Annotated in this window: 20 protein-coding genes; 8 read left to right on the forward strand and 12 right to left on the reverse strand. The window is 62.2% G+C overall.

Annotated features, from left to right (window positions below; all coding sequences use genetic code 11):
• Positions 1-129 precede the first annotated feature (129 nt).
• The 6 genes from C4J90_RS24370 to C4J90_RS24395 all read left to right on the forward strand — a co-directional run bounded on the left by C4J90_RS24370 (position 130) and on the right by C4J90_RS24395 (position 6,390).
• On the forward strand, positions 130-648 hold the full coding sequence (locus C4J90_RS24370) for an RNA polymerase sigma factor (protein ID WP_124415756.1): 519 nt from the start codon (positions 130-132) through the stop codon (positions 646-648).
• The gene (locus C4J90_RS24375; RefSeq protein ID WP_124420991.1) at positions 645-1,613 is read left to right on the forward strand and encodes a FecR family protein; all 969 of its coding nucleotides are present in this window, start codon (positions 645-647) and stop codon (positions 1,611-1,613) included. The genes C4J90_RS24370 and C4J90_RS24375 overlap by 4 nt, the downstream gene beginning before the upstream one ends.
• A 207-nt stretch (positions 1,614-1,820) precedes the next feature.
• Entirely contained in the window at positions 1,821-4,250 is a 2,430-nt protein-coding gene (locus C4J90_RS24380; protein WP_124420992.1) for a TonB-dependent siderophore receptor, read from the forward strand.
• A gap of 64 nt (positions 4,251-4,314) precedes the next feature.
• The gene (locus C4J90_RS24385; RefSeq protein ID WP_124420993.1) at positions 4,315-5,418 is read left to right on the forward strand and encodes a PepSY domain-containing protein; all 1,104 of its coding nucleotides are present in this window, start codon (positions 4,315-4,317) and stop codon (positions 5,416-5,418) included.
• Positions 5,415-5,597: a hypothetical protein gene (locus C4J90_RS24390; RefSeq protein WP_124420994.1), complete on the forward strand. Its 183-nt coding sequence runs from the start codon at positions 5,415-5,417 to the stop codon at positions 5,595-5,597. Before C4J90_RS24385 ends, C4J90_RS24390 begins: the two co-directional genes overlap by 4 nt.
• 163 nt (positions 5,598-5,760) lie before the next feature.
• Positions 5,761-6,390, forward strand: coding sequence for a glutathione S-transferase N-terminal domain-containing protein (locus C4J90_RS24395; protein ID WP_124420995.1), 630 nt, complete (start codon positions 5,761-5,763; stop codon positions 6,388-6,390).
• A gap of 174 nt (positions 6,391-6,564) precedes the next feature.
• Here C4J90_RS24395 and creD read toward each other — a convergent pair whose 3' ends face one another.
• The 4 genes from creD to C4J90_RS24415 are packed head-to-tail and all read right to left on the reverse strand — an operon-like array spanning position 6,565 to position 10,622.
• Entirely contained in the window at positions 6,565-7,938 is a 1,374-nt protein-coding gene (gene creD / locus C4J90_RS24400; RefSeq protein ID WP_124420996.1) for a cell envelope integrity protein CreD, read from the reverse strand.
• A gap of 51 nt (positions 7,939-7,989) precedes the next feature.
• The gene (gene creC / locus C4J90_RS24405; RefSeq protein WP_124420997.1) at positions 7,990-9,429 is read right to left on the reverse strand and encodes a two-component system sensor histidine kinase CreC; all 1,440 of its coding nucleotides are present in this window, start codon (positions 9,427-9,429) and stop codon (positions 7,990-7,992) included.
• A complete protein-coding gene (creB, locus tag C4J90_RS24410; protein ID WP_124364700.1) occupies positions 9,429-10,097 on the reverse strand; it encodes a two-component system response regulator CreB in 669 nt (222 codons plus the stop codon). Before creB ends, creC begins: the two co-directional genes overlap by 1 nt.
• A 9-nt stretch (positions 10,098-10,106) precedes the next feature.
• Positions 10,107-10,622, reverse strand: a complete 516-nt coding sequence (locus C4J90_RS24415) for an ATP-dependent zinc protease (protein ID WP_372237481.1) — start codon at positions 10,620-10,622, stop codon at positions 10,107-10,109.
• A gap of 171 nt (positions 10,623-10,793) precedes the next feature.
• On the opposite strand from C4J90_RS24415, the gene C4J90_RS24420 reads away from it, so the two are divergent.
• Entirely contained in the window at positions 10,794-11,681 is an 888-nt protein-coding gene (locus tag C4J90_RS24420) for an acyltransferase (protein WP_124364701.1), read from the forward strand.
• On the opposite strand, the gene C4J90_RS24425 is transcribed toward C4J90_RS24420, so the two are convergent.
• A complete protein-coding gene (locus C4J90_RS24425; RefSeq protein WP_124420998.1) occupies positions 11,678-12,250 on the reverse strand; it encodes a DUF2780 domain-containing protein in 573 nt (190 codons plus the stop codon). The two genes, C4J90_RS24420 and C4J90_RS24425, sit on opposite strands and share 4 nt — an antisense overlap.
• A 125-nt stretch (positions 12,251-12,375) precedes the next feature.
• Between C4J90_RS24425 and C4J90_RS24430 the strand changes: the two genes are divergently transcribed.
• Complete coding sequence (locus tag C4J90_RS24430; protein WP_124420999.1) at positions 12,376-12,834, forward strand: anti-sigma factor domain-containing protein; 459 nt, start codon at positions 12,376-12,378, stop codon at positions 12,832-12,834.
• A gap of 140 nt (positions 12,835-12,974) precedes the next feature.
• Here the strand turns inward: C4J90_RS24430 and fdhA are convergent, their stop codons facing one another.
• The 7 genes from fdhA to glyA form a co-directional block, all read right to left on the reverse strand.
• Complete coding sequence (gene fdhA / locus C4J90_RS24435; RefSeq protein WP_065885453.1) at positions 12,975-14,174, reverse strand: formaldehyde dehydrogenase, glutathione-independent; 1,200 nt, start codon at positions 14,172-14,174, stop codon at positions 12,975-12,977.
• A 121-nt stretch (positions 14,175-14,295) separates the two neighbouring features.
• Positions 14,296-15,153 (reverse strand): formyltetrahydrofolate deformylase, encoded by an 858-nt coding sequence (gene purU / locus C4J90_RS24440; protein ID WP_124421000.1) that lies wholly within the window; start codon positions 15,151-15,153, stop codon positions 14,296-14,298.
• A 120-nt stretch (positions 15,154-15,273) separates the two neighbouring features.
• Positions 15,274-15,906, reverse strand: a complete 633-nt coding sequence (locus tag C4J90_RS24445; RefSeq protein ID WP_124421001.1) for a sarcosine oxidase subunit gamma — start codon at positions 15,904-15,906, stop codon at positions 15,274-15,276.
• A 138-nt stretch (positions 15,907-16,044) separates the two neighbouring features.
• A complete protein-coding gene (locus C4J90_RS24450; RefSeq protein WP_124408367.1) occupies positions 16,045-19,062 on the reverse strand; it encodes a sarcosine oxidase subunit alpha in 3,018 nt (1,005 codons plus the stop codon).
• Positions 19,059-19,361: a sarcosine oxidase subunit delta gene (locus tag C4J90_RS24455; RefSeq protein ID WP_124421002.1), complete on the reverse strand. Its 303-nt coding sequence runs from the start codon at positions 19,359-19,361 to the stop codon at positions 19,059-19,061. Before C4J90_RS24455 ends, C4J90_RS24450 begins: the two co-directional genes overlap by 4 nt.
• A 15-nt stretch (positions 19,362-19,376) precedes the next feature.
• Positions 19,377-20,627, reverse strand: coding sequence for a sarcosine oxidase subunit beta (locus C4J90_RS24460; RefSeq protein WP_010207084.1), 1,251 nt, complete (start codon positions 20,625-20,627; stop codon positions 19,377-19,379).
• Between the two features lie 22 nt (positions 20,628-20,649).
• A complete protein-coding gene (gene glyA / locus C4J90_RS24465) occupies positions 20,650-21,903 on the reverse strand; it encodes a serine hydroxymethyltransferase (protein WP_124372094.1) in 1,254 nt (417 codons plus the stop codon).
• Positions 21,904-21,999: the final 96 nt, after the last annotated feature.

The following is a 21,999-nucleotide window of genomic DNA, read 5'->3' on the forward strand; positions in this document are numbered from 1 at the left end:
AGCGCCCAGGGCGGCATTCCCACGCAGAGCGTGGGAACGATCTCCCGACAGACGCCAATTGCGCCCATCCCACGCCTCTGACACAATCGCGAATAATTCTCGTTAGTTTAAACTTTATTCGGTGATGCCTTGTCGTCGGTCCAGCCCCCACACAGTGAGCTTGTTGGCGCGTTGTATCGCGACCATCGTGGCTGGCTGCTGGCCTGGCTGCGGCGCAACGTAGCCTGCCCGAGCCGCGCCGAAGACCTCAGCCAGGACACCTTCATGCGCCTGCTGGGCCGAGATGAGCTGCGCGCACCCCGCGAGCCACGCGCCTTTCTGGTAGCGATTGCCAAAGGCTTGCTGTTCGACTACTTCCGCCGCGCCGCCCTGGAACAGGCCTACCTCACCGAATTGATGCTGATCCCGGAAAGCGAACACCCTTCGCCCGAAGAACAGCACCTGATCCTTGAAGACCTCAAGGCCATCGACCGCCTGCTCGGCACACTGTCGAGCAAAGCCCGCGCCGCGTTCCTCTATAACCGCCTCGACGGCATGGCCCATGCAGAAATCGCCCAGCGCCTGGGTGTGTCGGTGCCGCGTGTGCGCCAGTACCTGGCCCAGGGCATTCGCCAGTGCTACATCGCGCTGTATGGCGAGCCGACGTGACGCTGATCAGCTCCAAGCCGGTGTCGGCCCGCGTGCTGGACGCCGCGATTGCCTGGCAACTGTCCCTCGACGCAGGCGATGGCAGCGAGGTGGAACAGGAAGAATTCGCCAAATGGCTGGCCAGCGATGAAGAACACGCCCGCGCCTGGCGCCAGCTGGGCATGCTCGACCAGCGTTTCAGCGTAGCCTGCGGGCCCGCGCGGGCCGCGTTGTTGCAGTCGCGCGAAAGCGTTCGCCAGCGCATGCGCAAGCTGGGCCGTGGCCTGGCGAGTATTGCGCTGGTAGTGGGGCTGGCGTTGTTTGCCGGTGAGCGGTATGTGCCGATCCACTATTGGCTGGCCGATCAACGCACCGCCACCGGCGAACAGCGCACGCTCACGCTGGCGGACGGCAGCCGGATCACGCTCAATACCCACAGCGCAATTGACGTGCATTTCGACGATAAACGCCGTTTGATTGTGTTGCAGGAAGGCGAAATTTTCGTCGAAACCGGCCACAACGATGCGCGTCCGTTCTCTGTCCAGACCCGCGACGGCAACCTGCGGGCGTTGGGGACGCGGTTTATCGTCAGGCGCGAAGATCACGCCACGCGCCTGAGCGTGCTGCAATCGGCCGTGGCCGCCCAGCCTCAGGCACTGCATCAGGAGCAGGTGTTCAAGCAAGGCCAGCAAGTGCTGATGCGCAGCGATGGCCTCGGCCCTTTGCTTGCCGTCCCGCCGGCCACCGACGCCTGGACCCGCGGCATGCTGGTCGTCGACAACGCCCGCCTGGGCGATGTGGTGGCGGAACTCGGCCGGTATCGCACCGGCCATCTGGGCGTGGATGACAACGTGGCCGACCTGCGCATCACCGGCAGCTTCCCACTGCATGACACCGCCCTGGCGCTCAATGCGCTATTGCCCACACTGCCGGTGCGGATCGAGCAGCACACGCCGTGGTGGGTGACTGTCAAGGGTAAACCTTAGGGTTTGAAGTGCCTGGGCGATTGCTATCGGGGGCAAGCCCCCTCCCACATTTTGAATGTATTCACAAATCAAAGTGTGGAAGGGGGCTTGCCCCCGATGAGGCCCTCAAGAGCACCACCCAAAAAATAGTTTCACCCCGCCCTATCACTTTCCAACTCTCGTCCGGCACCTAGGCAATTGAGAAATATTTCCATTCAGGAGCCGCCCATGTCCCGCACGCTAGACACTTTATTGCGCCCCAGCCTGTTAGCCGTGGCAATAGCCCTCGGCGCCCCGCTGGTCAGCTCCCCGCTCATCGCCGCCGAACAGGCCACCAGCGTGCGCGCCTACAACCTGGCGCCCGCCCCACTGGCCTCCACCCTGAACCAGATCGCCAGCCAGGCCGGCCTCGCCCTCACCCTCAATCCGGCGCTCGCCGCCGGCAAGACCTCAGCCCCGGTCAAGGGCCAGTTCGACGCGCAGGGTGCGCTGCGGGAAGCGTTGCGGGGCACGGGGTTGCAGTTGGAGCAGAGCAGCGCCGGGACGTTTACGTTGGTGGCGATTGCAGATGGTGTCGTGGCGTTGCCGCAGACGAGCATTATTGGTCAGGGCAGTTATGAGAGTGCGTGGGGGCCGGTCGAAGGTTACCTGGCGAAACGCACCGCCGCCGGCACCAAGACCGACACGGCCCTGGTCGAGGCGCCGCGCTCGATCTCCGTGGCCACCCGCGAGCAAATGCAGGATCGCAACGTGCAGAACCTCGACGACGCCGTCAAATACATGCCTGGCATCGTCTCCGCCAGCTACGGCAGCGACACCCGCTACGACTGGATGCGCGTACGCGGTTTCGAACCCACCCAATTCCTCGACGGCCTGCCACTGTCCCGTGGCGTATACGCTAACCCGAAAGCTGAAACCTGGAACCTGGATCGCCTCGCCCTGCTGCGCGGCCCGGCTTCGTCGGTCTATGGTCAGACCCCGCCGGGCGGCCTGTTGGACATGGTCAGCCGCCGTCCCAGCGCAGAATCGAGCCACGCTATCCAGGTGCAATACGGCAGTGACAACTACCGCCAGATCAATTTCGAAAGCACTGGCAAGATCGATGATGAAGGCCAGTTTCTCTACGGCCTTGGCGGCGTGGTGCGCGATGCCGGCACCCAGGTCGATCACATCGACAACAAGCGCTACAACATCGCGCCAAGCCTGACCTGGAATATCGACACCGATACCAAGCTGACTTTCCTGTCGCAGTTCACCCGTGACGATACAGGCACCACCAGCCAGTTCCTGCCGATCCAAGGCACCAAGATCAAATCGCCGCTGGGCGACGTTTCCCACCACAAGAACCTCGGTGACCCCGATTACGATTTCTACGACCGCACCTACTACGCACTCGGCTACGCGTTCGAGCACCGCTTCAATGACACCTGGCAGTTCAAGCAAAACCTGCGCTACACCAAATCCGAGCTGGCGTTTCAGCAACTGACGGTGGGTTCGTACGCCTTCTCACCGGCCGACACCAATGGCAACATCAGCCGCTCGTCGACCAACGTGGACGAAGACATCAGCCAGTTCGCCGTCGATAACAACTTCCAGGCGGACTTCTCAACCGGCGCTGTGAACCACACCGTTCTGCTCGGTCTGGACCATCAACGTACCGATACGTCGTACTTGGCGATTTTTGGCGACGGCGGCACCACGAACATCTTCAACCCGGTCTACGGCCAGCCGATCGTGCGCCCAGCGCGCTCCACTGCGTTCTACGATTACAACCAGAAAACCGTACAGACCGGCCTTTACGTGCAGGACCAGATGGCCCTGGACAACTGGCGCCTGACCCTCGGCGGACGCGAAGACTGGGTACACCAGGGCACCACCTACTTCAACAAAAGCGACGCAACCAATACCGACCGCAGCAAAAACTTCAGTGGCAATGCAGCACTGAGTTATGTGTTTGACTCGGGTTTCGTGCCCTACCTCTCGTACGCCGAGTCATTCCAGCCCGCAAGCAACGCCAGTGTGGACCCCCTTCAGTCGTTTAAACCGACGGAAGGCAAACAGTGGGAACTTGGGATCAAATACCAGCCACCGGGCTCCAATACATTGCTCAGCGCTGCGGTCTACGACCTGACCCAGAAAAACGTGCAGGTCACCAGCTTCCAGTCCGGCGGCGCCTCGGTAACCGACCAGACCGGCGAGGTAAAGGTCAAGGGCCTGGAGCTGGAGGCTATCTCTGACGTAACCGAAAACCTCAAGGTAATCGCGGCGTATACCCTGGCCAAATCCGAAGTGCAAAAAGGTGACTTCAAAGGCAACCGCCTGCAACTGATGCCAAACCAGCAAGCCTCCCTGTGGACCGACTACACCTGGCATAGCGGCGCACTGGATGGGTTCGGCATCGGTTTTGGCGCCCGCTACACCGGCAATACCTATGGCGACCAGGCCAATACCTGGTCCGGCAAAGCCAACGCCTACACCGTATTCGACGGCGCCGTGCACTACGACCTCGGCCGCCTGGACAACAGCCTCAAGGGCGCGTCGGTGAAAGTGAACGCGACCAACCTGTTCAACAAAGATTACATTTCCACCTGTGACGGTTCCTACTGCTACTTCGGCGACCAACGCAGCGTCGTCGCCAGTGCCACCTACCAATGGTAATCGGCTGAGTTAACAACCGGGCCGTCCCAAACGGGGCGGCTTTGGTGTGTCTGAAGGCTAGAACATGAAAAGCAAAACCATCCGCCGCTGGTCCTTCATCCACACCTGGACCAGCCTGATCTGCACCGTATTCCTGCTGCTGCTCGCCCTAACCGGCTTGCCGCTGGTGTTTCACCACGAGATCGACCATCTGCTGGGCAACGAGCCGCAGCTCAAGCAGATGCCCGCCGGGACGCCGCAACTCAACCTGGAGCAACTGGTGGCCAAGGCCCAGGCTCATCGACCCGGCGAGGCCATGCAGTACCTGGCGTGGGACGAGGACGACCAGAACGGTGTGATCGCGATTATGGCTGCCACGGCCGGCACCGAACCGAATTCGTCCCACACCTTCATGCTGGATGCGCGTACCGGCGAAGCGGTGGAAATGCCCTCCGCCAATGGCGGGCTCACCCTGTTCCTGCTGCGCCTGCATGTGGACATGTTCGCCGGGCTGCCAGGCAAGCTGTTGCTCGCGTTCATGGGCCTGCTGTTCGTGCTGGCGATTATCTCGGGCACGGTGCTGTACCTGCCGTTCATGCGCCGTTTGAAGTTCGCCACCGTGCGCCAAAACAAGTCTACTCGCCTGCGCTGGCTCGACCTGCACAACCTGATCGGTGTGGTCACCCTGACGTGGGCACTGGTGGTGGGCGTGACCGGTGTGATCAGCGCCTGCGCCGACCTGATCATCGCCGCCTGGCGCGAGGACGCCCTCAGCACCATGATCGAACCCTATAAAAACGCCCCGCCACTGACTCAGCGCGCACCGGCCACTGAGCTGCTGAGCATTGCCGCCAACGCCGCGCCGGGAATGGAGCCAGACTTCATCGCCTTCCCCGGCACGCGCTTTTCCAGCGAACATCACTACGCCGTGTTCATGAAGGGCAGCACCCACCTCACTTCCCATCTGCTCACCCCGGTATTGATCGACGCCCGCACCCTGGCCGTGACCGCCATCGCCGCACGGCCCTGGTACATGGACGCCATGGGCATGTCCCAGCCGCTGCACTTCGGTGACTACGGCGGCATGCCGATGAAAATCCTCTGGGCGGTGCTGGATGTGCTGACCATCATCGTGCTGGTCAGCGGGATTTACTTATGGATCGTGCGGCGCAAGGCGGGTAAGGCATGAAGCCCCGGCAGTCGAGTTTCTGGAAAGTGTTCGGCATTCCGCTGGGGATTGGCCTGTTGAGCGCCGTCGGGTTGTTTGCGGCGTTGCTGGGGGATGGGGGGTGGGATGTGTTGAGTTGGGTCGGGTTGGGCGTTCCTGCTGGCATTGGTGCATGGGCGTTGTTCAAGCGGCGCGGCTGAGGGCGCTATCGGGGCAAGCCTCCTCCCACATTGGATCGGGTTCACACAATCAAGTGTGGGAGGGGGCTTGCCCCCGATGAGGCCTTCGAAACCACCAAAAATCCCCCTCGCCAGCCACGGCGCAAGCCTCTAGGCTAGCCACATCCCATTTCGAGGAATGCCCATGTCCGCCCCCAGCATGACCTTGTTCCACAACCCCGCGTCGCCGTTCGTGCGCAAAGTGCGCGTGCTGCTGATCGAGACCGGCCAGCAGGACCGTGTGGCCCTGCATGCCTGTATGCCCACCCCCGTCAACCCGGATGCGCACGTGGTGCAAGGCAACCCGGTCGGCAAGATCCCGGCCCTGCGCCTGGCCGACGGTTCGGTACTGCATGACAGCCGGGTGATCCTCGATTACTTCGACCACCAGCACGTCGGCAACCCGCTGATCCCCCGCGACGGCTCGGCCCGCTGGCGCCGCCTGACTCTGGCCTCGATGGCCGACGGGATCATGGATGCCGCCGTGCTGGTGCGCTACGAGACTGCGATGCGCCCGGTGGAGAAACATTGGGACCAGTGGCTGGACGAGCAGCGCAACAAGATGCGGCGCGCACTGGCCGAGCTGGAGGCCGAGGCGATTGCTGAACTGGCCAGCCATTTCGACATCGCCGCGATCAGCGTGGCCTGTGCCTTGGGCTACCTCGACTTCCGCCATCCCGACCTGCAATGGCGCATGGATAACCCAAGGCTTGCCGCCTGGTACGCCGAGGTCAGCCAGCGGCCTTCGCTGCAGCAGACCCAACCGCCCGCGTGATGTTCACACAGACCCAATGTGGGAGGGGGCTTGCCCCCGATTGCGGTGTGTCATTGCGCTCATTTTTCTCTGAACCACCGCTATCGGGGGCAAGCCCCCTCCCACATTGAGCGGCGGTGTGATTGAGGAAGTCGATCATCCTGGCCTTCATTTGCTGATCCTCGCGCAACCCGATCATTGCACCGCCTCCAGATCGAACTGTAACGGCTCTGCCACCTTGCGCTTGCCCACGCCATACCAATCCAGCCTGCGCGTCAGCACCATCACCGTGCCCAGCAGGCTGAACAGCAACAACGAGCCCATCAGCAACGCGTAATCCTCGGCACTCAGCAGCCCGTACAACAACCCATACAACGCCGCCAAGCCCACCGAAAAGCCCAGGCCATGGACCACGCTGCGCAGCACATGGCACACGTAGAAGCCGATCAACAGCACGCAGGCGCTGGCCGATATCAGGTACGCCAGGGCAAACCCCAGATGCTCGGACAGCGACAACAGCAGCAGGTAGAAGAACGCCAATGCAAAGCCCACCAAGGCGTACTGGATGGGGTGCACCGCCAGGTTCTTGAGCACTTCGAACAGGAAGAAGCCGGCAAAGGTCAGGGCGATGAACAGCAGCGCGTATTTGATCGCGCGCTCGCTCTTGAGGTACTGGTCCACCGGGTCGATGAAGTTCACGCCGAAGCTGCGGTTATTGAAGTCATCACAGCCCTGGCGGTCCAGGCAAGTTTGCAGGGCCTGCTCGAGGTTGGTTGCGAAGAACGAGGTTTGCCAGTGGGCGGTAAAGCCCTTGTCGGTGACTTCCCGCTGCGCCGGCAGGAAGTTGCCGATAAAGCTTGGGTGCGGCCAGTTGGAGGCAAGTGATACCTGGCTGGTCTTGCCCACGGGCACCACCTGCAGTTGTTCGGTGCCCTGCAGGCGCAGGTCAAAGGCGAAGTCCACGGCGGCGGGTTTTCTGCTGTCCTGGTCGGGCAGCAGCACATGCACGCCCTCCCCCAGCCAGTCCACCAGGGAGCCCGGCGCAAATTCCAGGCGCTGATCGCCCAGCTCCAGCGTCAGCGCATTTTCGATGCCGCGAATATCGCTGATGCCCATCGCCAGAAACGCCGGTTCAAAACGGTAATCAGCGAAGTTTTCCGTGATGCCCAGTTGTGCTGGCAGTTGGAAACGCCCACTGATGCGGTTGTCGGCATGAAACAACCGCGCCTGGTAGATGCCCCGTGCGCGCAGCTCGGTCTGCACCTGGCCGTCGAGTTCAAAGCGCTCCGGCAGGAAATACAGACGGCCGCGCTCCTCGCGGGTTTCTTCGTAGCGTTTGTTGAGTTTTTCATTGAGTTTCCATTCGCGCACCGTCTTGCGATAAGGCACCACCATTACCGGGCCGGTGAGGCGCTGCGCGAAGCTGGAACTGCGGGCGATGTCCATCAATACGCCGTCGCGCAGTTGCTGGCGGTCGCTGATAATGCCGTTGATCATCAGCAACGGAATCAGCAACAGCAGGATCAGCAGCGCAATCGCGCCAAGTTTGAAAAGCAGGCTGCGGTTCATGGGACTCTCCCTGTTTTGATAAGGAGAGTCTGGGCAGCCTGTGTGGGGGATTTATGTGGGCAGTGTGGAGATTGTGTGGAGATGCAGCACCACCTCCACGCCACCCGGTACGTTGCCGATCTGCAGCGTACCGCCGTGCAGCTTCATCACTTCTTCGACAAAGTTAAGGCCCAGGCCGGTGCTTTTGCGCCCGCTGGCCGGACGCGGCAGGGAATAGAAACGCTCGCTCAGGCGCGGCAAGGCGTAATCCGGAATCGGCGCGGCCTGGTTGAACAGGCTCACCCGAACGTCGTTGTGCCGCACCTGCGCACTGAACCGCAGTTCGCCGCCGGGCGGGGTGAAATCCATGGCGTTGTCCAGCAGGTTGCCCAAGGCCTGGCGCAGCAGGAAGGGTTCGCCAAACACCCGCACATCGGCGCCGATACTTTGCTCGACCTGCAGGCCGGCGCTTTCGATCCGCGCACATTGCGCCTTGAGTACATCATCGACCAGGCCCGCCAGCGCGATACTCGATTGTTCTTCCAACCCCTGGCGTTGCTCCACCTGCGCCAGGTTCAACAACCGCTCGATCAACTGTTGCAGGCGCGCGCTTTCACTGTCGATATTGCCGACAAAACGCTGCTGCTGTTCGCGGGTCATGTCGCCCTGCAGCAACTCCGCCGCGCCGCGAATGGCCGCCAGCGGGCTTTTCAGTTCGTGGGTCAGGGTGTGCACGTAATGTTCGACATAGGCTTTGCCCTCCAGCTGCGTGCGCATGTGTTCGACAGCGGTGGACAGCTGCTTGAGCTCGCCGCCACGGTAATGCGGCAACTCGGCCCGACGCCCTTCGCTGACGGCCTCGGCATAGGCGGTCAAGCGTTTCAGGGCGACGCTCAGCCACCAAGACAACAGTGCGCCCAGCAGCAGGCCCAGAGTCACCAGCCCGGCGCCGTACCACAGCAGGCGCCGCTCGGTGCGGTCGACGTAGGGCTGTAACGAGCTATTGGGCTTGGCCACGGTGACCACGCCGATAATCCGGCCGTCGTCACGAATCGGCGCGCCCACGTGCATCACCGACGAGGTTGGGTCATCCGCTTCGCTGCGGGTTGAGCGCGCGCCGTACTCACCGCGCAGGGTCAGGTACACGTCGTTCCACCTGGAATAGTCCTGGCCCACCGCCTCGCCCGTGGAGTCGAGCAATACCGTGCCCTTGGCGTCGGTGACATAGATGCGGTGGTTGACCTGGTTCTTCGGCAGGCCCCAGATGACCGCGCCCGGCTGACGATTGCCATACGCCTTGAGCACCTGCGGCCAGTGGCTCTGGCCGAGGGTGCCGTTCTTCACATCGGTGCGCAGGACTTCGGCGAGCAGGTTGGCGGTGTCCACCAGGGTTTCTTCGGTGGACTGGCGTACGCCGGGGCGGATTTCCTTCATCACTGTGTTGAGCACAAAGTAACCGGTCAGGCCGATAAACAGCGCGTAAACCAGGAAAATCCGCAGCCCCAGGCGCATCAGCTATGGCTCGGGCTGTAGCTGTAACCCAGGCCGCGATGCGTCTGGATCGGCTCGGCATCGGCGGCCACGCTGCGCAACTTGCCGCGCAGGCTTTTGATATGGCTGTCGATGTTGCGCTCGTAACCAGCGTCGGCGGGTACGCCTACCGCGTCCAACAGTTGCTCGCGGCTGAACACACGCTCAGGTTGCTCCAGCAGGCTTTGCAGCAGGCGGAATTCGTGACGCGTCAGGCTCAGCGGCTGGCTGCGATAGTGGATCTGCATGCGTTCCAGGTCGACCTGGAACACCGCAGGCGCCACAGTCGGGCCGACCCGCTTGAGAATCGCCCGCACCCTGGCCGCCACTTCACGCGGGCTGAAGGGCTTGACCACGTAATCGTCGGCGCCGATTTCCAGCCCCACCACCCGATCGATCTCGCCATCGCGCGCGCTGAGGAACATCACCGGCACTTCGCTGAACCGGCGCAATTGCTTGCAGGTTTCAAAACCGCTGATGTCGGGCAGGCCGATGTCGAGGATGATCAGGTCGGCCGGGGTTTGGCGCTGATGCTCCAGCGCCGCCTGGCCCAGGCTCAGCCAGGTGGTGCTGAAGCCTTCGCCTTGCAGGGCGAAGATCAGCGTGTCGGCAATCGCCGCTTCGTCTTCGACAATCAGGATATGCGGCATGTGGGTCCGTCAGCAGTCCGGTTTGTCGGCAGTGTAACGACGGGCCGGGTTTACTGCTGCACCGAATTCACGCAAGGCCTTGGCGCCGATCAGCAGCGGGTAATTGAAGCTGCTGCGGTCGGTAAGGTTGACCTCGACGGTACGCTTGACGTCACCCAGGCACATCTCCAGGTCGATCACCGGGCGCTTGGCCACACTGGCTTCGTCCTTGTCGTCATCTTCGTCGGCGCGGCTCTTGATCTTGCTGATGCGCGAGACCTTGTGCTCGTAGACTTTGTTGTCGGCGTCCTTGCCGCCGAGGCGGAAGCGCACCCAGTCGTCGCCATCACGGGTGAAGGTTTCGATATCGCGGGCCGACAGCGAGGCGGTCAACGCGCCGGTGTCCATCTTGGCCTTGAAGGTCTGGCCGATTTCCGGCAGTTGAATGTATTCGTAGCGACCGTAGAGGGTCGGTTCGGCGGCCATCACGGGCATGGCGGTGATAACGGGAAAAACTAGGGCGAACGCGCCAAGGAGCAATTTCACGGCATGATTTCCTCGAAAGAAGTGGACGGATTCTAGACCGCACGCACGGCACTTAGTTGGATCACCGAGCATAACCGGCACGTTGTGAAACATTCGTACAGCCATTTGCGATTTGGCCTCTAGACTCACCTTGCTTATCATTGCCCGCCCACAGAATTTCAAGAGTTGCTTATGCGCCGCCTGCTCACCGGCTGTTTGGTCACACTGCTGCTGTTACTCAACACGCTGATCCTGATCGGCCCCTTGCTGGTGTTTGCCCTGCTCAAGCTGGTGGCACCGGGCCGCTCGCGTGACTATGCGTCATCGGCGGTGATGTGGATCGCCGAGACCTGGGCCGAGATCGACAAGCTGATCTTCGCGGTGTGCATTCCCACCCAGTGGGATATTCGCGGCGGTGAGGACCTGCGGGGCGACACCTCTTACCTGGTCATCAGCAACCACCAGTCCTGGGTGGATATTCCAGCGCTGATCCAGGCATTGAACCGACGTACACCGTTCTTCAAATTCTTCCTGAAAAAAGAGTTGATCTGGGTGCCCTTCCTTGGCCTGGCCTGGTGGGCGCTGGATTATCCGTTCATGAAGCGCTACACCAAAGCGTACCTGGCCAAGCACCCGGAGCTGGCCGGGCAGGACCTGAAGATCACCAAAGAGGCCTGCGAGCTGTTCAAGCGCCAGCCGGTGACGGTGGTCAACTACCTGGAAGGCACGCGGTTCAGCGAGGCTAAACGCAAGCAGCAGGACTCGCCGTTTAACCGACTGCTCAAACCGAAGGCGGGCGGCGTGGCCTTTGTGTTGGCGGCGCTGGGCGAGCAGTTGGATGCCGTCCTCGACGTGACCGTGGTCTATCCACAGCCAAAGATTCCAGGGTTCTGGGATTTGATCAGCGGCGCAGTGCCGAAGGTGATCGTGGATATCCGCACCCGTGAATTGGACGCGGCGCTGTGGCAGGGGGACTACGAGAACGATCCGGCGTTTCGCCTGACCGTCCAGAACTGGGTCAACCAGCTCTGGCGGGAGAAGGATGCGCGCATCGAGCAGCTGCGCGCGCAGCAGTCTTAGCTGCCGGTGCCCCAGGCCTGGGCCAGCTTGCCCAGCACCGAGCTATCGGCGCCCTGCCCGCCCAGGTATTGCAGGATCACCGGGGCAAACTGACCGATCATGCCGCTGTCCATGCCCAGGGCGCTGAACGCGGTGTTCAAGTCATTGGTGTTTTTCACGTTGCCCAGCAGGCCGTCCAGGCCGCTGGTCTTGCTGCCGCCGGCCTGGCCGAGCATCCCGCTCAAGGCACCCAGGCTGCCCAGGGCGTTGTTACCCGACAGTTTATCGAGGCCCGGCACGCTATTGCCCAGCTGCGAAAAGTCATTGCTGCTGAGCTTGTTCTTCGCCAGGCCCAGCATCGCGCCCGTGCCGCCGACGGCTTGCTCCGGGGTGATATTGAGTTGAGAGGTCAAGGCTGTCAGCAGGTCGGCCGTCTCCGATGTTGGAGCAGCGGCGGCGGCTTTGTTGTTGCCACCCTGCATGCCGGAAATGGCGTTGGCCGCATCGCCAAGGCTGAAGCCTGCGGCAAACACCGGGCTGGCGGCCACGGTCAACAGGCAGGAAAGGGCAAAACCGCGTGAAATCTTCATCAAGACAACCTCAGGAGATAGGTGCAAAAGCAGGCGTTGGACTGGGTATCCCGTCGGTTGTTCCGGAACCCATCGGGGATAAGCGGGTCTAGGAACTGACTACAAAATTTGTCAGGAAGAGACTTATGACTGCGATCCAACCCCAAGTGATTGAGCACAAGCCTGCCTTCTGGAGCCGCCCGCGTCTGTTCATCGGCGCCTGTGCCGTAGTGGCTGCCGGCATCGGCGGCGCGCTCTACACCCAGGACAGCGTCAAATCCGCGGCGACGTTGGTGACGACGACCCTGCAGCCGGCCGCGCAAATCATGGCGCACAAGGATTATCTGGAAGTACAGCCGATTGCCGCCACGGCGCCTGCGCCCGACCAGAGCCTGGAGCTGTGGGCCATCCCCAAAGACGGCACGCCTGTGTCTCTGGGACTTTTGCCGGAAGATGGCAAAGGCATCATCGGCCTGAACCCGCGTCAGCAGGAAAGCATCAGCAAACCGGTGGAGTTGATGGTGAGTTCGGAGACCAAGGGTGGCTCGCTGAGCAAGCAGCCAACCGGCCCGACCGTCTACCAGGGTGCGCTGGCCGCACGCTAAACACCCTGAATCCCTTGTGGGAGGGGGCTTGCTCCCGATAGCGGCAGGTCAGTCACAGCGGCACTGACTGAACCACCACCATCGGGGGCAAGCCCCCTCCCACATTTGGTTTTCAGTGGCTGGGACATCTGCCCAAGGCTTTACGCCGCGCTGAACAGCTTATGCGGGTCAATCACAAACTTCTTCGGCACACCCGCATCGAACTCGCCATAGCCACGTGGCGCGTCATCCAGGCTGATTACCTGCACGCCAACGATTTCAGCGATGTTGATACGGTCCCACATGATCGCCTGCATCAGCTGGCGGTTGTACTTCATCACCGGCGTTTGCCCGGTGTGGAAGCTGTGGGATTTGGCCCAACCCAGACCAAAACGAATGCTCAGGCTGCCCATTTTAGCGGCGGCATCGACAGCGCCTGGATCTTCGGTGACGTACAGGCCAGGGATACCGATCTTGCCCGCCACGCGCACCACACCCATCAGTGAGTTGAGCACCGTGGCCGGGGCTTCGGCCTTGACGCCATCGTGGCCGTGGCCGCGTGCTTCAAAGCCGACGGCATCGACGGCGCAGTCCACTTCCGGCTCGCCGAGCAGCGCGGCAATCTGTTCGTGCAACGGAGTGTCGGTGGACAGGTCGGCGATTTCAAAGCCCTGGGCCTTGGCGTGGGCCAGGCGGATCGGGTTGACGTCGCCGATGATCACGACCGCAGCGCCCAACAGACGTGCTGACGCGGCAGCGGCGAGGCCTACGGGGCCGGCACCGGCGATGTAGACCGTGCTGCCTGGACCAACGCCTGCCGTGACCGCGCCGTGATAACCGGTCGGCAGAATGTCGGAGAGGCACGTCAGGTCGCGGATTTTCTCCATCGCCTTGTCGCGGTCCGGCAGTTTCAACAGGTTGAAGTCGGCGTAAGGCACCAGCGCGTATTCAGCCTGACCACCGGTCCAGTCGCCCATGTCGACATAGCCGTAAGCACCGCCCGGGCGCGCCGGGTTGACACTCAAGCACACGCCGGTGTGCATTTCCTTGCAGGAGCGGCAACGACCGCACGCTACGTTGAAGGGCACCGACACCAGGTCGCCGATCTTCAGGTTCTCGACGTCGCTGCCCTTCTCGATCACTTCGCCGGTGATTTCATGCCCCAGCACCAGGCCGGTCTGGGCGGTGGTGCGGCCACGCACCATGTGTTGGTCGGAGCCGCAGATGTTGGTAGAGACCACGCGCAGGATGACGCCGTGCTCGATCTTCCTGCCACGGGGGTCCTGCATTTTGGGATAGTCGATTTTCTGTACTTCGACCTTGCCGTTGCCGAGATACACGACACCACGATTACCAGACATGTCAGTCACCTCTATATTTATCGTTGTTGAGAGAGTGGAGTGAGCTTCAAGCGGCAAGCTACAAGCCGCAAGAAGTGTGCAGTACCGCTTTTACTTGCGGCTTGAAGCTTGCAGCTAGCTACTAAAGAACGACCGTCCTGTTAGCGTTCAAGAACACACGTCTTTCGATGTGATACCCCACCGCCCGCGCCAACGTGAGCCCTTCGATATCGCGCCCCTTGGCAATCAAATCCTCGGGATAGTGGCTGTGATCCACCACCTCCACGCCTTGGGCGATGATCGGGCCTTCATCCAGATCGTTGTTGATGTAATGCGCCGTGGCGCCGACCAGTTTCACGCCCTTGTTGTACGCCTGGTGATAGGGCTTGGCGCCCTTGAAGCCCGGCAGCAACGAGTGATGGATGTTGATCGCCTTGCCGTCCAGCTTGCGGCACAGTTCCGGCGACAGCACCTGCATGTAGCGCGCAAGAATCACCAACTCGGCGCCGGTGTCTTCCACCACTTGCCACACCTCGCGCTCCTGGGACGGCTTGTCGTTGGGGTCCAGCGGGAAATGGAAGTAAGGAATCTGGTGCCAGTCGGCCAAGGGTTTCAGATCGGGGTGGTTGGACACCACCGCGACCACGTCCATCGACAATTGGCCGATGCGCTGGCGGTACAGCAAGTCATTCAGGCAGTGATCGGCCTTGGAGACCATGATCACCACTTTGGGCCGGTAGTTGGGCGCCGTCAGCTCGAAGATCATGCCAAAGGCTTCGCCGCGCGTGGCCAGGCCGTCGCGAAAGGCTTGCTCGTCAAAACCGTCCGGCTGGCGAAATTCCACGCGGATGAAAAACCGGCCCGAGAGGCGGTCATCGAACGAGTGGTGCTCGGTGACGTAGCAGCCCTGCTCGAACAGGTAGCGGGTGACCGCGTCCACCGTGCCGAGCACGCTGGGGCAGTCGGCGGTTAAAATCCATGTATCGGGTGCGCGGCTCATTACGGTTGACTCCTTGATCGTTCCCACGCTCTGCGTGGGCATGCCGCCATGGACGCTCTGCGTCCGCTCTTGGGACGCGGAGCGTCCCGGGATGCGTTCCCACGCGGAGCGTGGGAACGATCAGGCTTGAACGCTCAGGCCAAACTCGGCGCAGGCGTCCTGCAACCACAACCACCAGTAGTCCGAGAAGCTGCGACGGATCAGCAGTTCCCAGGTGTCTCCTGCGGTATGACGGATCACCAGTTGCGACTTGGCGAACACCGTGCCCACCGCCTTGCCCACCGGGAAGTTGTTGGGGTGCACGTCGTAGCTGGTGGACTTCATCAGCACATCGCGCACGTTCGGACCGCTGAGTTCAAGAATTTGCTGGCCGCCGCTGACGTTGACGATCTGAATATGCAGGTCGCCCAACGCCGCGCGCAGGTTTTGTTCGGCAGCGAACTCTTCGCCGCCTGGCACGATCAACAGCCACTCGTCCGGGCCGAGCCATTGCAGGCTGGTTTCACCGTTGACGATGACCTGCAGGGCGCCAGGCAGCTCGATGCCCAGGGCCTTGTGCACGCCGCTGGCGAACGCGGCATCGTGGCCGTCGCCGCGGAGGGTCAGGTGGCCCAGAAGCTTCTTTTCACGCACGGTCACGCCGGCATTCTTGCGGCCCTTGCCGACCAGGCTGGCGAGGTCGGCATGGTGCAGCGAGGACTCCGCCTTGGCGCCGGTGGTGGGGCGTTGTTGGTATACGTTGGCTGCTGTCATAAAGCACCTGTCTGAATTCTGTATTGATCGTTCCCACGCTCTGCGTGGGAATGCCGCCATGGACGCTCTGCGTCCGCTCAAGGGACGCGGAGCGTCCCGGGGATGCATTCCCACGCCGAGCGTGGGAACGATCAGGTATCAGATGTTCTGCCGCTCACCTTTCGGATCAAAGAACACCGAAGACACAATCTCCGCCTCGATCACGCTGCCATCGGCCTGGGGCGAAAACACCCGTTCGCCGATGCGCTTCAAGCCGCCCTTCACCACGCCCATGGCAAACGAATAGCCCAGGGAGTTGTGCGCATAGCTTGAGGTGACGTGGCCGACCATCTTCATCGGGATCGTCTGCTTCGGATCGAACACCAACTGTGCGCCTTCCGGCAGCCATACCGTCGGGTCAATCGGTTTGAGCCCGACAAGCTGCTTGCGCTCTTCACGCACGCAGTCTTCGCGGTTCATTCCGCGCCAGCCGATCCAAGAGAACGGCTTGGTACGGCCTACGCACCAGCCCATGTTCAGGTCGTCCGGGGTCATCGAGCCGTCGGTGTCCTGGCCGACGATGATGAAGCCCTTCTCGGCGCGCAGTACGTGCATGGTTTCGGTGCCGTACGGCGTCAGGTTGTACTTTTTGCCGGCCTCGACGATCTGTTCCAGCACGCCCATGGCGTAGTCGGCCTGCACGTTGACTTCGTACGACAGCTCGCCGGTAAACGAGATACGGAACACCCGCGCCGGTACGCCGCCCACCAGGCCTTCTTTCCAGGTCATGAACGGGAAGCCGTCCTTGTCCAGGTCGATGTCGGTGACTTCACTCAGCAGTTTGCGGCTATTGGGGCCAGACAGGGTCATGGTTGCCCAATGGTCAGTGACCGAGGTGAAGTACACCTTGAGGTCCGGCCATTCGGTCTGTTGATAGATTTCCAGCCACTGCAGAACACGCGCGGCACCGCCGGTGGTGGTGGTCATCAGGAAGTGATTGTCGGCCAGACAGGCGGTGACGCCGTCGTCGAAGACCATGCCATCTTCCTTGCACATCAGGCCGTAGCGCGCCTTGCCCACGTCGAGCTTGGTCCAGGCGTTGCTGTAGATACGGTTGAGGAACTCACGGGCATCCGGGCCCTGGATATCGATCTTGCCGAGGGTGGACGCATCCAGCAGGCCGACGCTGTCGCGCACGGCCAGGCATTCGCGTTTGACCGCAGCGTGCAGGTCTTCGCCGTTGCGCGGGAAATACCACGGGCGTTTCCACTGGCCGACGTCTTCAAATTCGGCGCCGTTCTTCACGTGCCAGGCTTGCAGCGCGGTGTAGCGCACCGGTTCGAAGATGTGCCCACAGTGACGACCCGCTATCGCACCGAATGTCACGGGTGTGTAGTTGGGACGGAACATGGTGGTGCCCATCTGCGGGATGGTCACGTTCAGCGAGCGGGCGGCAATGGCCAGGCCGTTGACGTTACCCAGCTTGCCCTGGTCGGTACCGAAGCCCAGCGCGGTGTAGCGCTTGACGTGCTCGACCGATTCGAAACCTTCGCGGGTAGCCAGTTCGATGGCGGCGGCAGTCACGTCGTTCTGCAGGTCGACGAATTGCTTCGGCGCCCGTGCGGTAACTTTTTCGTGCGGCACCTGGAACAGCGCCAGGGTCGGCTCTTCCAGACGGCTCAAGGCTTTCGGCAACACGCCTTCAACCGGGGCGAACCCGGCTTCGCTGGCCGCACGTACGCCGCCTTCGAACCCATCGGCCAGGGAATCGCCCAGGCCGTAGACGCCGTTGATACCGCCGACGCACACGCGTTTCTGCGGCGCTTCGCCCGGCACGAAACCGAGGATGTCTTCACGCCAGGTCGGCTTGCCGCCCAGGTGCGAGGCCAAGTGGACCACCGGGCTGTAGCCGCCGGAGCTGGCCACCAGGTCGCAGTCCAGCCACTCGCCGGGGCTGGTGACTTTGTGTGCTTTCACATCGATCGCAGCCACTCGGGCAGCGCTCACGCGCTTGGTGCCACGCGCTTCGACTACGGCGCTGCCGGTGAGGATACGAATGCCCTTGGCGCGGGCTTCTTCAACCAGCGCGCCGCGTGGGTTGTGGCGTACATCGGCCACCGCGACCACTTGCAGGCCCGCATCGAGCCAGTCCAGTGCAACGCGGTAAGCGTGGTCGTTGTTGGTCGACAGCACCAGCTTTTTGCCCGGTGCCACGCCGTAGCGGCGCACGTAAGTAGAGACGGCTCCGGCGAGCATGTTGCCCGGCACGTCGTTGTTGCCGTACACCAGCGGACGCTCACACGCACCGGTGGCCAGCACCACACGCTTGGCACGCACGCGGTGGATACGCTGGCGCACCACGCCAATCGGCGCACGGTCGCCAAGGTGGTCGGTGAGGCGCTCGTGAATGGTCAGGAAGTTATGGTCGTGGTAGCCGTTGACGGTGGCGCGGGGCAGCAGCACCACGTCCGGCAGGGCTTTCAACTCGGCAATGACGCTGGCAACCCATTCGGTCGCCGGCTTGCCGTCAAGGCTTTCACGCGAATCCAGCAGCGAACCACCGAACTCTTCCTGTTCATCGGCAATGATCACCCGCGCACCGCTGCGCGCAGCCGCCAGTGCAGCGGCGAGGCCGGCCGGGCCGGCACCGACCACCAGCACATCGCAGTGACGGTTGAAGTTGTCGTAGGTGTCCGGATCGTTCTCCGTCGGCGAACGGCCAAGGCCGGCCGCCTTACGGATGTACTTCTCGTAGGTCATCCAGAACGACTGCGGGTACATAAAGGTTTTGTAATAGAAACCCGGCGGCATCAGCTTGCCGCCGACCTTGCCAAGGATGCCCATCATGTCGTTGTTGACGCTCGGCCAGCCGTTGGTGCTGGTGGCAACCAGGCCTTGGTACAGCGCTTGTTGCGTGGCGCGCACGTTGGGAATCTGGGTGGCTTCGGTGGCGCCGATCTGCAGCACCGCGTTCGGCTCTTCGGCGCCGGCGGCGAAGATGCCGCGAGGGCGCGAGTACTTGAAGCTGCGGCCGATGATGTCGACGCCGTTGGCCAGCAGTGCAGCAGCCAGGGTGTCGCCTTCAAAGCCTTTGTAGCTCTGCCCGTTGAAGGTAAAGGTCAGGACTTTGTTACGGTCGATCCGGCCACCGTTGGACAGGCGATTGATCTGGCTCATACCTTCTCTCCAGCGGCCTTGGCGGTGAATTTCGGCTTCTCGCCGATCTTGTAGGTTTCAAGAATTTCGTAAGTCAGGGTGTCGCGCGTTGCGTTGAAGTACTGGCGGCAACCGGCGGCGTGAATCCACAGTTCGTGGTGCAGGCCACGGGGGTTGTCGCGAAAGAACATGTAGTCGCCCCACTCGGCGTCGGTGCAGGCATTCGGGTCCAGCGGGCGCGGGATGTGCGCTTGGCCGGACGCGTGGAATTCCTCTTCGGAGCGCAGTTCGCCACAGTGAGGACAGAAGATATGCAACATAGGAAATTTCTCCTGTTAGTGGGCGACGGCCGCAGCGCCGTGTTCGTCGATCAGCGCACCGTTGTGGAAACGGTCGATGGAGAATGGCGCGGCCAACGGGTGCATTTCACCCTTGGCCAGGCTCGCGGCAAACACGTTGCCTGAGCCCGGCGTAGCCTTGAAGCCACCGGTACCCCACCCGCAGTTGAAGAACATGTTCGGCACCGGGGTCTTGGAGATGATCGGGCAGGCGTCCGGCGTGGTGTCGACGATGCCGCCCCACTGGCGGTTCATGCGCACCCGGGACAATACCGGGAACATCTCGACGATGGCCTGGATGGTGTGTTCGATCACCGGGTACGAACCACGCTGGCCGTAGCCGTTGTAGCCGTCGATACCGGCGCCGATCACCAGGTCGCCCTTGTCGGACTGGCTGATGTAGCCGTGCACGGCGTTGGACATGATCACGCTGTCGATAATCGGCTTGATCGGCTCCGACACCAACGCTTGCAGCGGGTGGGATTCGATCGGCAAACGGAACCCGGCGAGTGACGCCATGTGCCCGGAGTTACCCGCCGTGACCACACCGACGCGCTTGGCGCCGATAAAGCCCTTGTTGGTTTCCACGCCGATGCACACGCCGTTTTCCTTGCGAAAGCCGATCACCTCGGTCTGCTGGATCAAGTCCACACCGAGAGCGTCAGCGGCGCGGGCAAAACCCCAGGCCACGGCATCGTGACGGGCCACGCCGCCGCGACGTTGCACGGTGGCGCCGAGGACCGGGTAACGGGTGTTTTTCGAGCAGTCGAGGTACGGGATCTCGTCCGCTACCTGTTTGGCGTTTAGCAGTTCGCCGTCCACGCCGTTGAGGCGGTTGGCGCTGACGCGACGCTCGGAATCGCGGATGTCCTGCAGGGTGTGGCACAGGTTGTAGACACCGCGCTGGGAGAACATCACGTTGTAGTTCAGGTCCTGGGACAAGCCTTCCCAGAGTTTCATCGCGTGTTCGTACAGGTGCGCCGACTCATCCCACAGGTAGTTGGAACGCACGATGGTGGTGTTGCGCGCCGTGTTGCCGCCGCCCAGCCAGCCTTTCTCGACCACGGCCACGTTGGTGATGCCGTGCTCTTTGGCCAGGTAGTAAGCGGTCGCCAGACCATGCCCGCCGCCGCCGACGATGACCACGTCGTAGACCTTTTTCGGGGTCGGCGTGCGCCACATCTTCTGCCAGTTTTCGTGATGGCTGAGGGAGTGCTTGAAGAGGCCGAAGCCTGAGTAGCGTTGCATAGTCATTACTCCAAAACCGCGCTCAGCGATAAACCGGGAAATCAGCGCACAGGGCAGACACGTGCTTGGCCACGTTGGCCTCGACATCGGCGTCGCCGAGGTTGTCGAGGATGTCGCAGATCCAGCCGGCCAGTTCGATGCACTGCGGCACTTTGAAGCCACGGGTGGTGACCGCCGGGGTACCGATGCGCAGGCCCGAGGTCACGAACGGCGACTGCGGGTCATTCGGCACAGCGTTCTTGTTGACGGTGATGTGGGCGCGGCCGAGGGCGGCGTCCGCGTCTTTGCCGGTGAGGCCCTGACGGATCAGGCTGACCAGGAACAAATGGTTGTCGGTGCCACCAGAGACCACATCGTAGCCGCGCTTGATGAACACTTCGGCCATGGCCTGGGCGTTGTCGATCACTTGTTGCTGATACGCCTTGAAGCCTGGCTCTGCTGCTTCCTTGAAGCACACCGCCTTGCCGGCGATCACATGCATCAGCGGGCCGCCCTGGGCGCCAGGGAAGACAGCCGCGTTGAGTTTCTTTTCGATGGCTTCGTTGGCCTTGGCCAGGATCAGGCCACCGCGTGGACCGCGCAGGGTCTTGTGGGTGGTGGTGGTGACCACGTCCGCGTAGGGCAGCGGGTTCGGGTACAGACCGGCGGCCACCAGGCCGGCGACGTGGGCCATGTCGACAAACAGCAGCGCACCCACCTTGTCGGCGATCGCACGGAAGCGTGGGAAATCCAGGGTCTTGGAGTAGGCAGAGAAACCGGCCACGAGCATTTTCGGCTGGTGCTCCACGGCCAGGCGCTCGACTTCGTCGTAGTCGATCAGGCCAGTATCGGTGTTGATGCCGTACTGCACCGCGTTGTACAGCTTGCCCGAGGACGACACTTTGGCGCCGTGGGTCAGGTGGCCGCCGTGGGCCAGGCTCATGCCGAGAATGGTGTCGCCGGCATTGATCAGCGCCAAGTACACCGCACTGTTGGCGGACGAACCTGAGTGCGGCTGCACGTTGGCGTAATCGGCGCCGAACAGCTGCTTGGCGCGCTCGATGGCCAGGGCCTCGACCTTGTCCACATGCTCGCAGCCACCGTAGTAGCGCTTGCCCGGATAGCCTTCGGCGTATTTGTTGGTGAGGCCGCTGCCTTGAGCTTCCATCACGCGCTTGCTGGTGTAGTTCTCCGACGCGATCAGCTCGATATGATCTTCCTGACGCTGCTCCTCGGCATTCATCGCCGCCAGCAGTGCGTCGTCATATCCCTGGATCTGGTCTTGTTTGCTGAACATCGCGTCTCTCCCAGCCTTTCGTATTGTTGAGGCCCGTGCAGGGCCCTTTGATGCGATGGTAGGGCTGGCGCGTGCAGGTCAAATGCCTGCGCACGC

Origin of the sequence: Pseudomonas sp. R2-60-08W (assembly GCF_003852335.1) — a bacterium.
GTDB lineage: Bacteria > Pseudomonadota > Gammaproteobacteria > Pseudomonadales > Pseudomonadaceae > Aquipseudomonas.

Coding starts and splice junctions, on each gene's coding strand:
- C4J90_RS24380 (WP_124420992.1), top strand. CDS start 1,821: ATGTCCCGCACGCTAGACACTTTATTGCGCCCCAGCCTGTTAGCCGTG.
- C4J90_RS24385 (WP_124420993.1), top strand. CDS start 4,315: ATGAAAAGCAAAACCATCCGCCGCTGGTCCTTCATCCACACCTGGACC.
- C4J90_RS24390 (WP_124420994.1), top strand. CDS start 5,415: ATGAAGCCCCGGCAGTCGAGTTTCTGGAAAGTGTTCGGCATTCCGCTG.
- C4J90_RS24395 (WP_124420995.1), top strand. CDS start 5,761: ATGTCCGCCCCCAGCATGACCTTGTTCCACAACCCCGCGTCGCCGTTC.
- creD (WP_124420996.1), bottom strand. CDS start 7,938: ATGAACCGCAGCCTGCTTTTCAAACTTGGCGCGATTGCGCTGCTGATC.
- creC (WP_124420997.1), bottom strand. CDS start 9,429: ATGCGCCTGGGGCTGCGGATTTTCCTGGTTTACGCGCTGTTTATCGGC.
- creB (WP_124364700.1), bottom strand. CDS start 10,097: ATGCCGCATATCCTGATTGTCGAAGACGAAGCGGCGATTGCCGACACG.
- C4J90_RS24420 (WP_124364701.1), top strand. CDS start 10,794: ATGCGCCGCCTGCTCACCGGCTGTTTGGTCACACTGCTGCTGTTACTC.
- C4J90_RS24425 (WP_124420998.1), bottom strand. CDS start 12,250: ATGAAGATTTCACGCGGTTTTGCCCTTTCCTGCCTGTTGACCGTGGCC.
- C4J90_RS24430 (WP_124420999.1), top strand. CDS start 12,376: ATGACTGCGATCCAACCCCAAGTGATTGAGCACAAGCCTGCCTTCTGG.
- fdhA (WP_065885453.1), bottom strand. CDS start 14,174: ATGTCTGGTAATCGTGGTGTCGTGTATCTCGGCAACGGCAAGGTCGAA.
- purU (WP_124421000.1), bottom strand. CDS start 15,153: ATGAGCCGCGCACCCGATACATGGATTTTAACCGCCGACTGCCCCAGC.
- C4J90_RS24445 (WP_124421001.1), bottom strand. CDS start 15,906: ATGACAGCAGCCAACGTATACCAACAACGCCCCACCACCGGCGCCAAG.
- C4J90_RS24450 (WP_124408367.1), bottom strand. CDS start 19,062: ATGAGCCAGATCAATCGCCTGTCCAACGGTGGCCGGATCGACCGTAAC.
- C4J90_RS24455 (WP_124421002.1), bottom strand. CDS start 19,361: ATGTTGCATATCTTCTGTCCTCACTGTGGCGAACTGCGCTCCGAAGAG.
- C4J90_RS24460 (WP_010207084.1), bottom strand. CDS start 20,627: ATGCAACGCTACTCAGGCTTCGGCCTCTTCAAGCACTCCCTCAGCCAT.
- glyA (WP_124372094.1), bottom strand. CDS start 21,903: ATGTTCAGCAAACAAGACCAGATCCAGGGATATGACGACGCACTGCTG.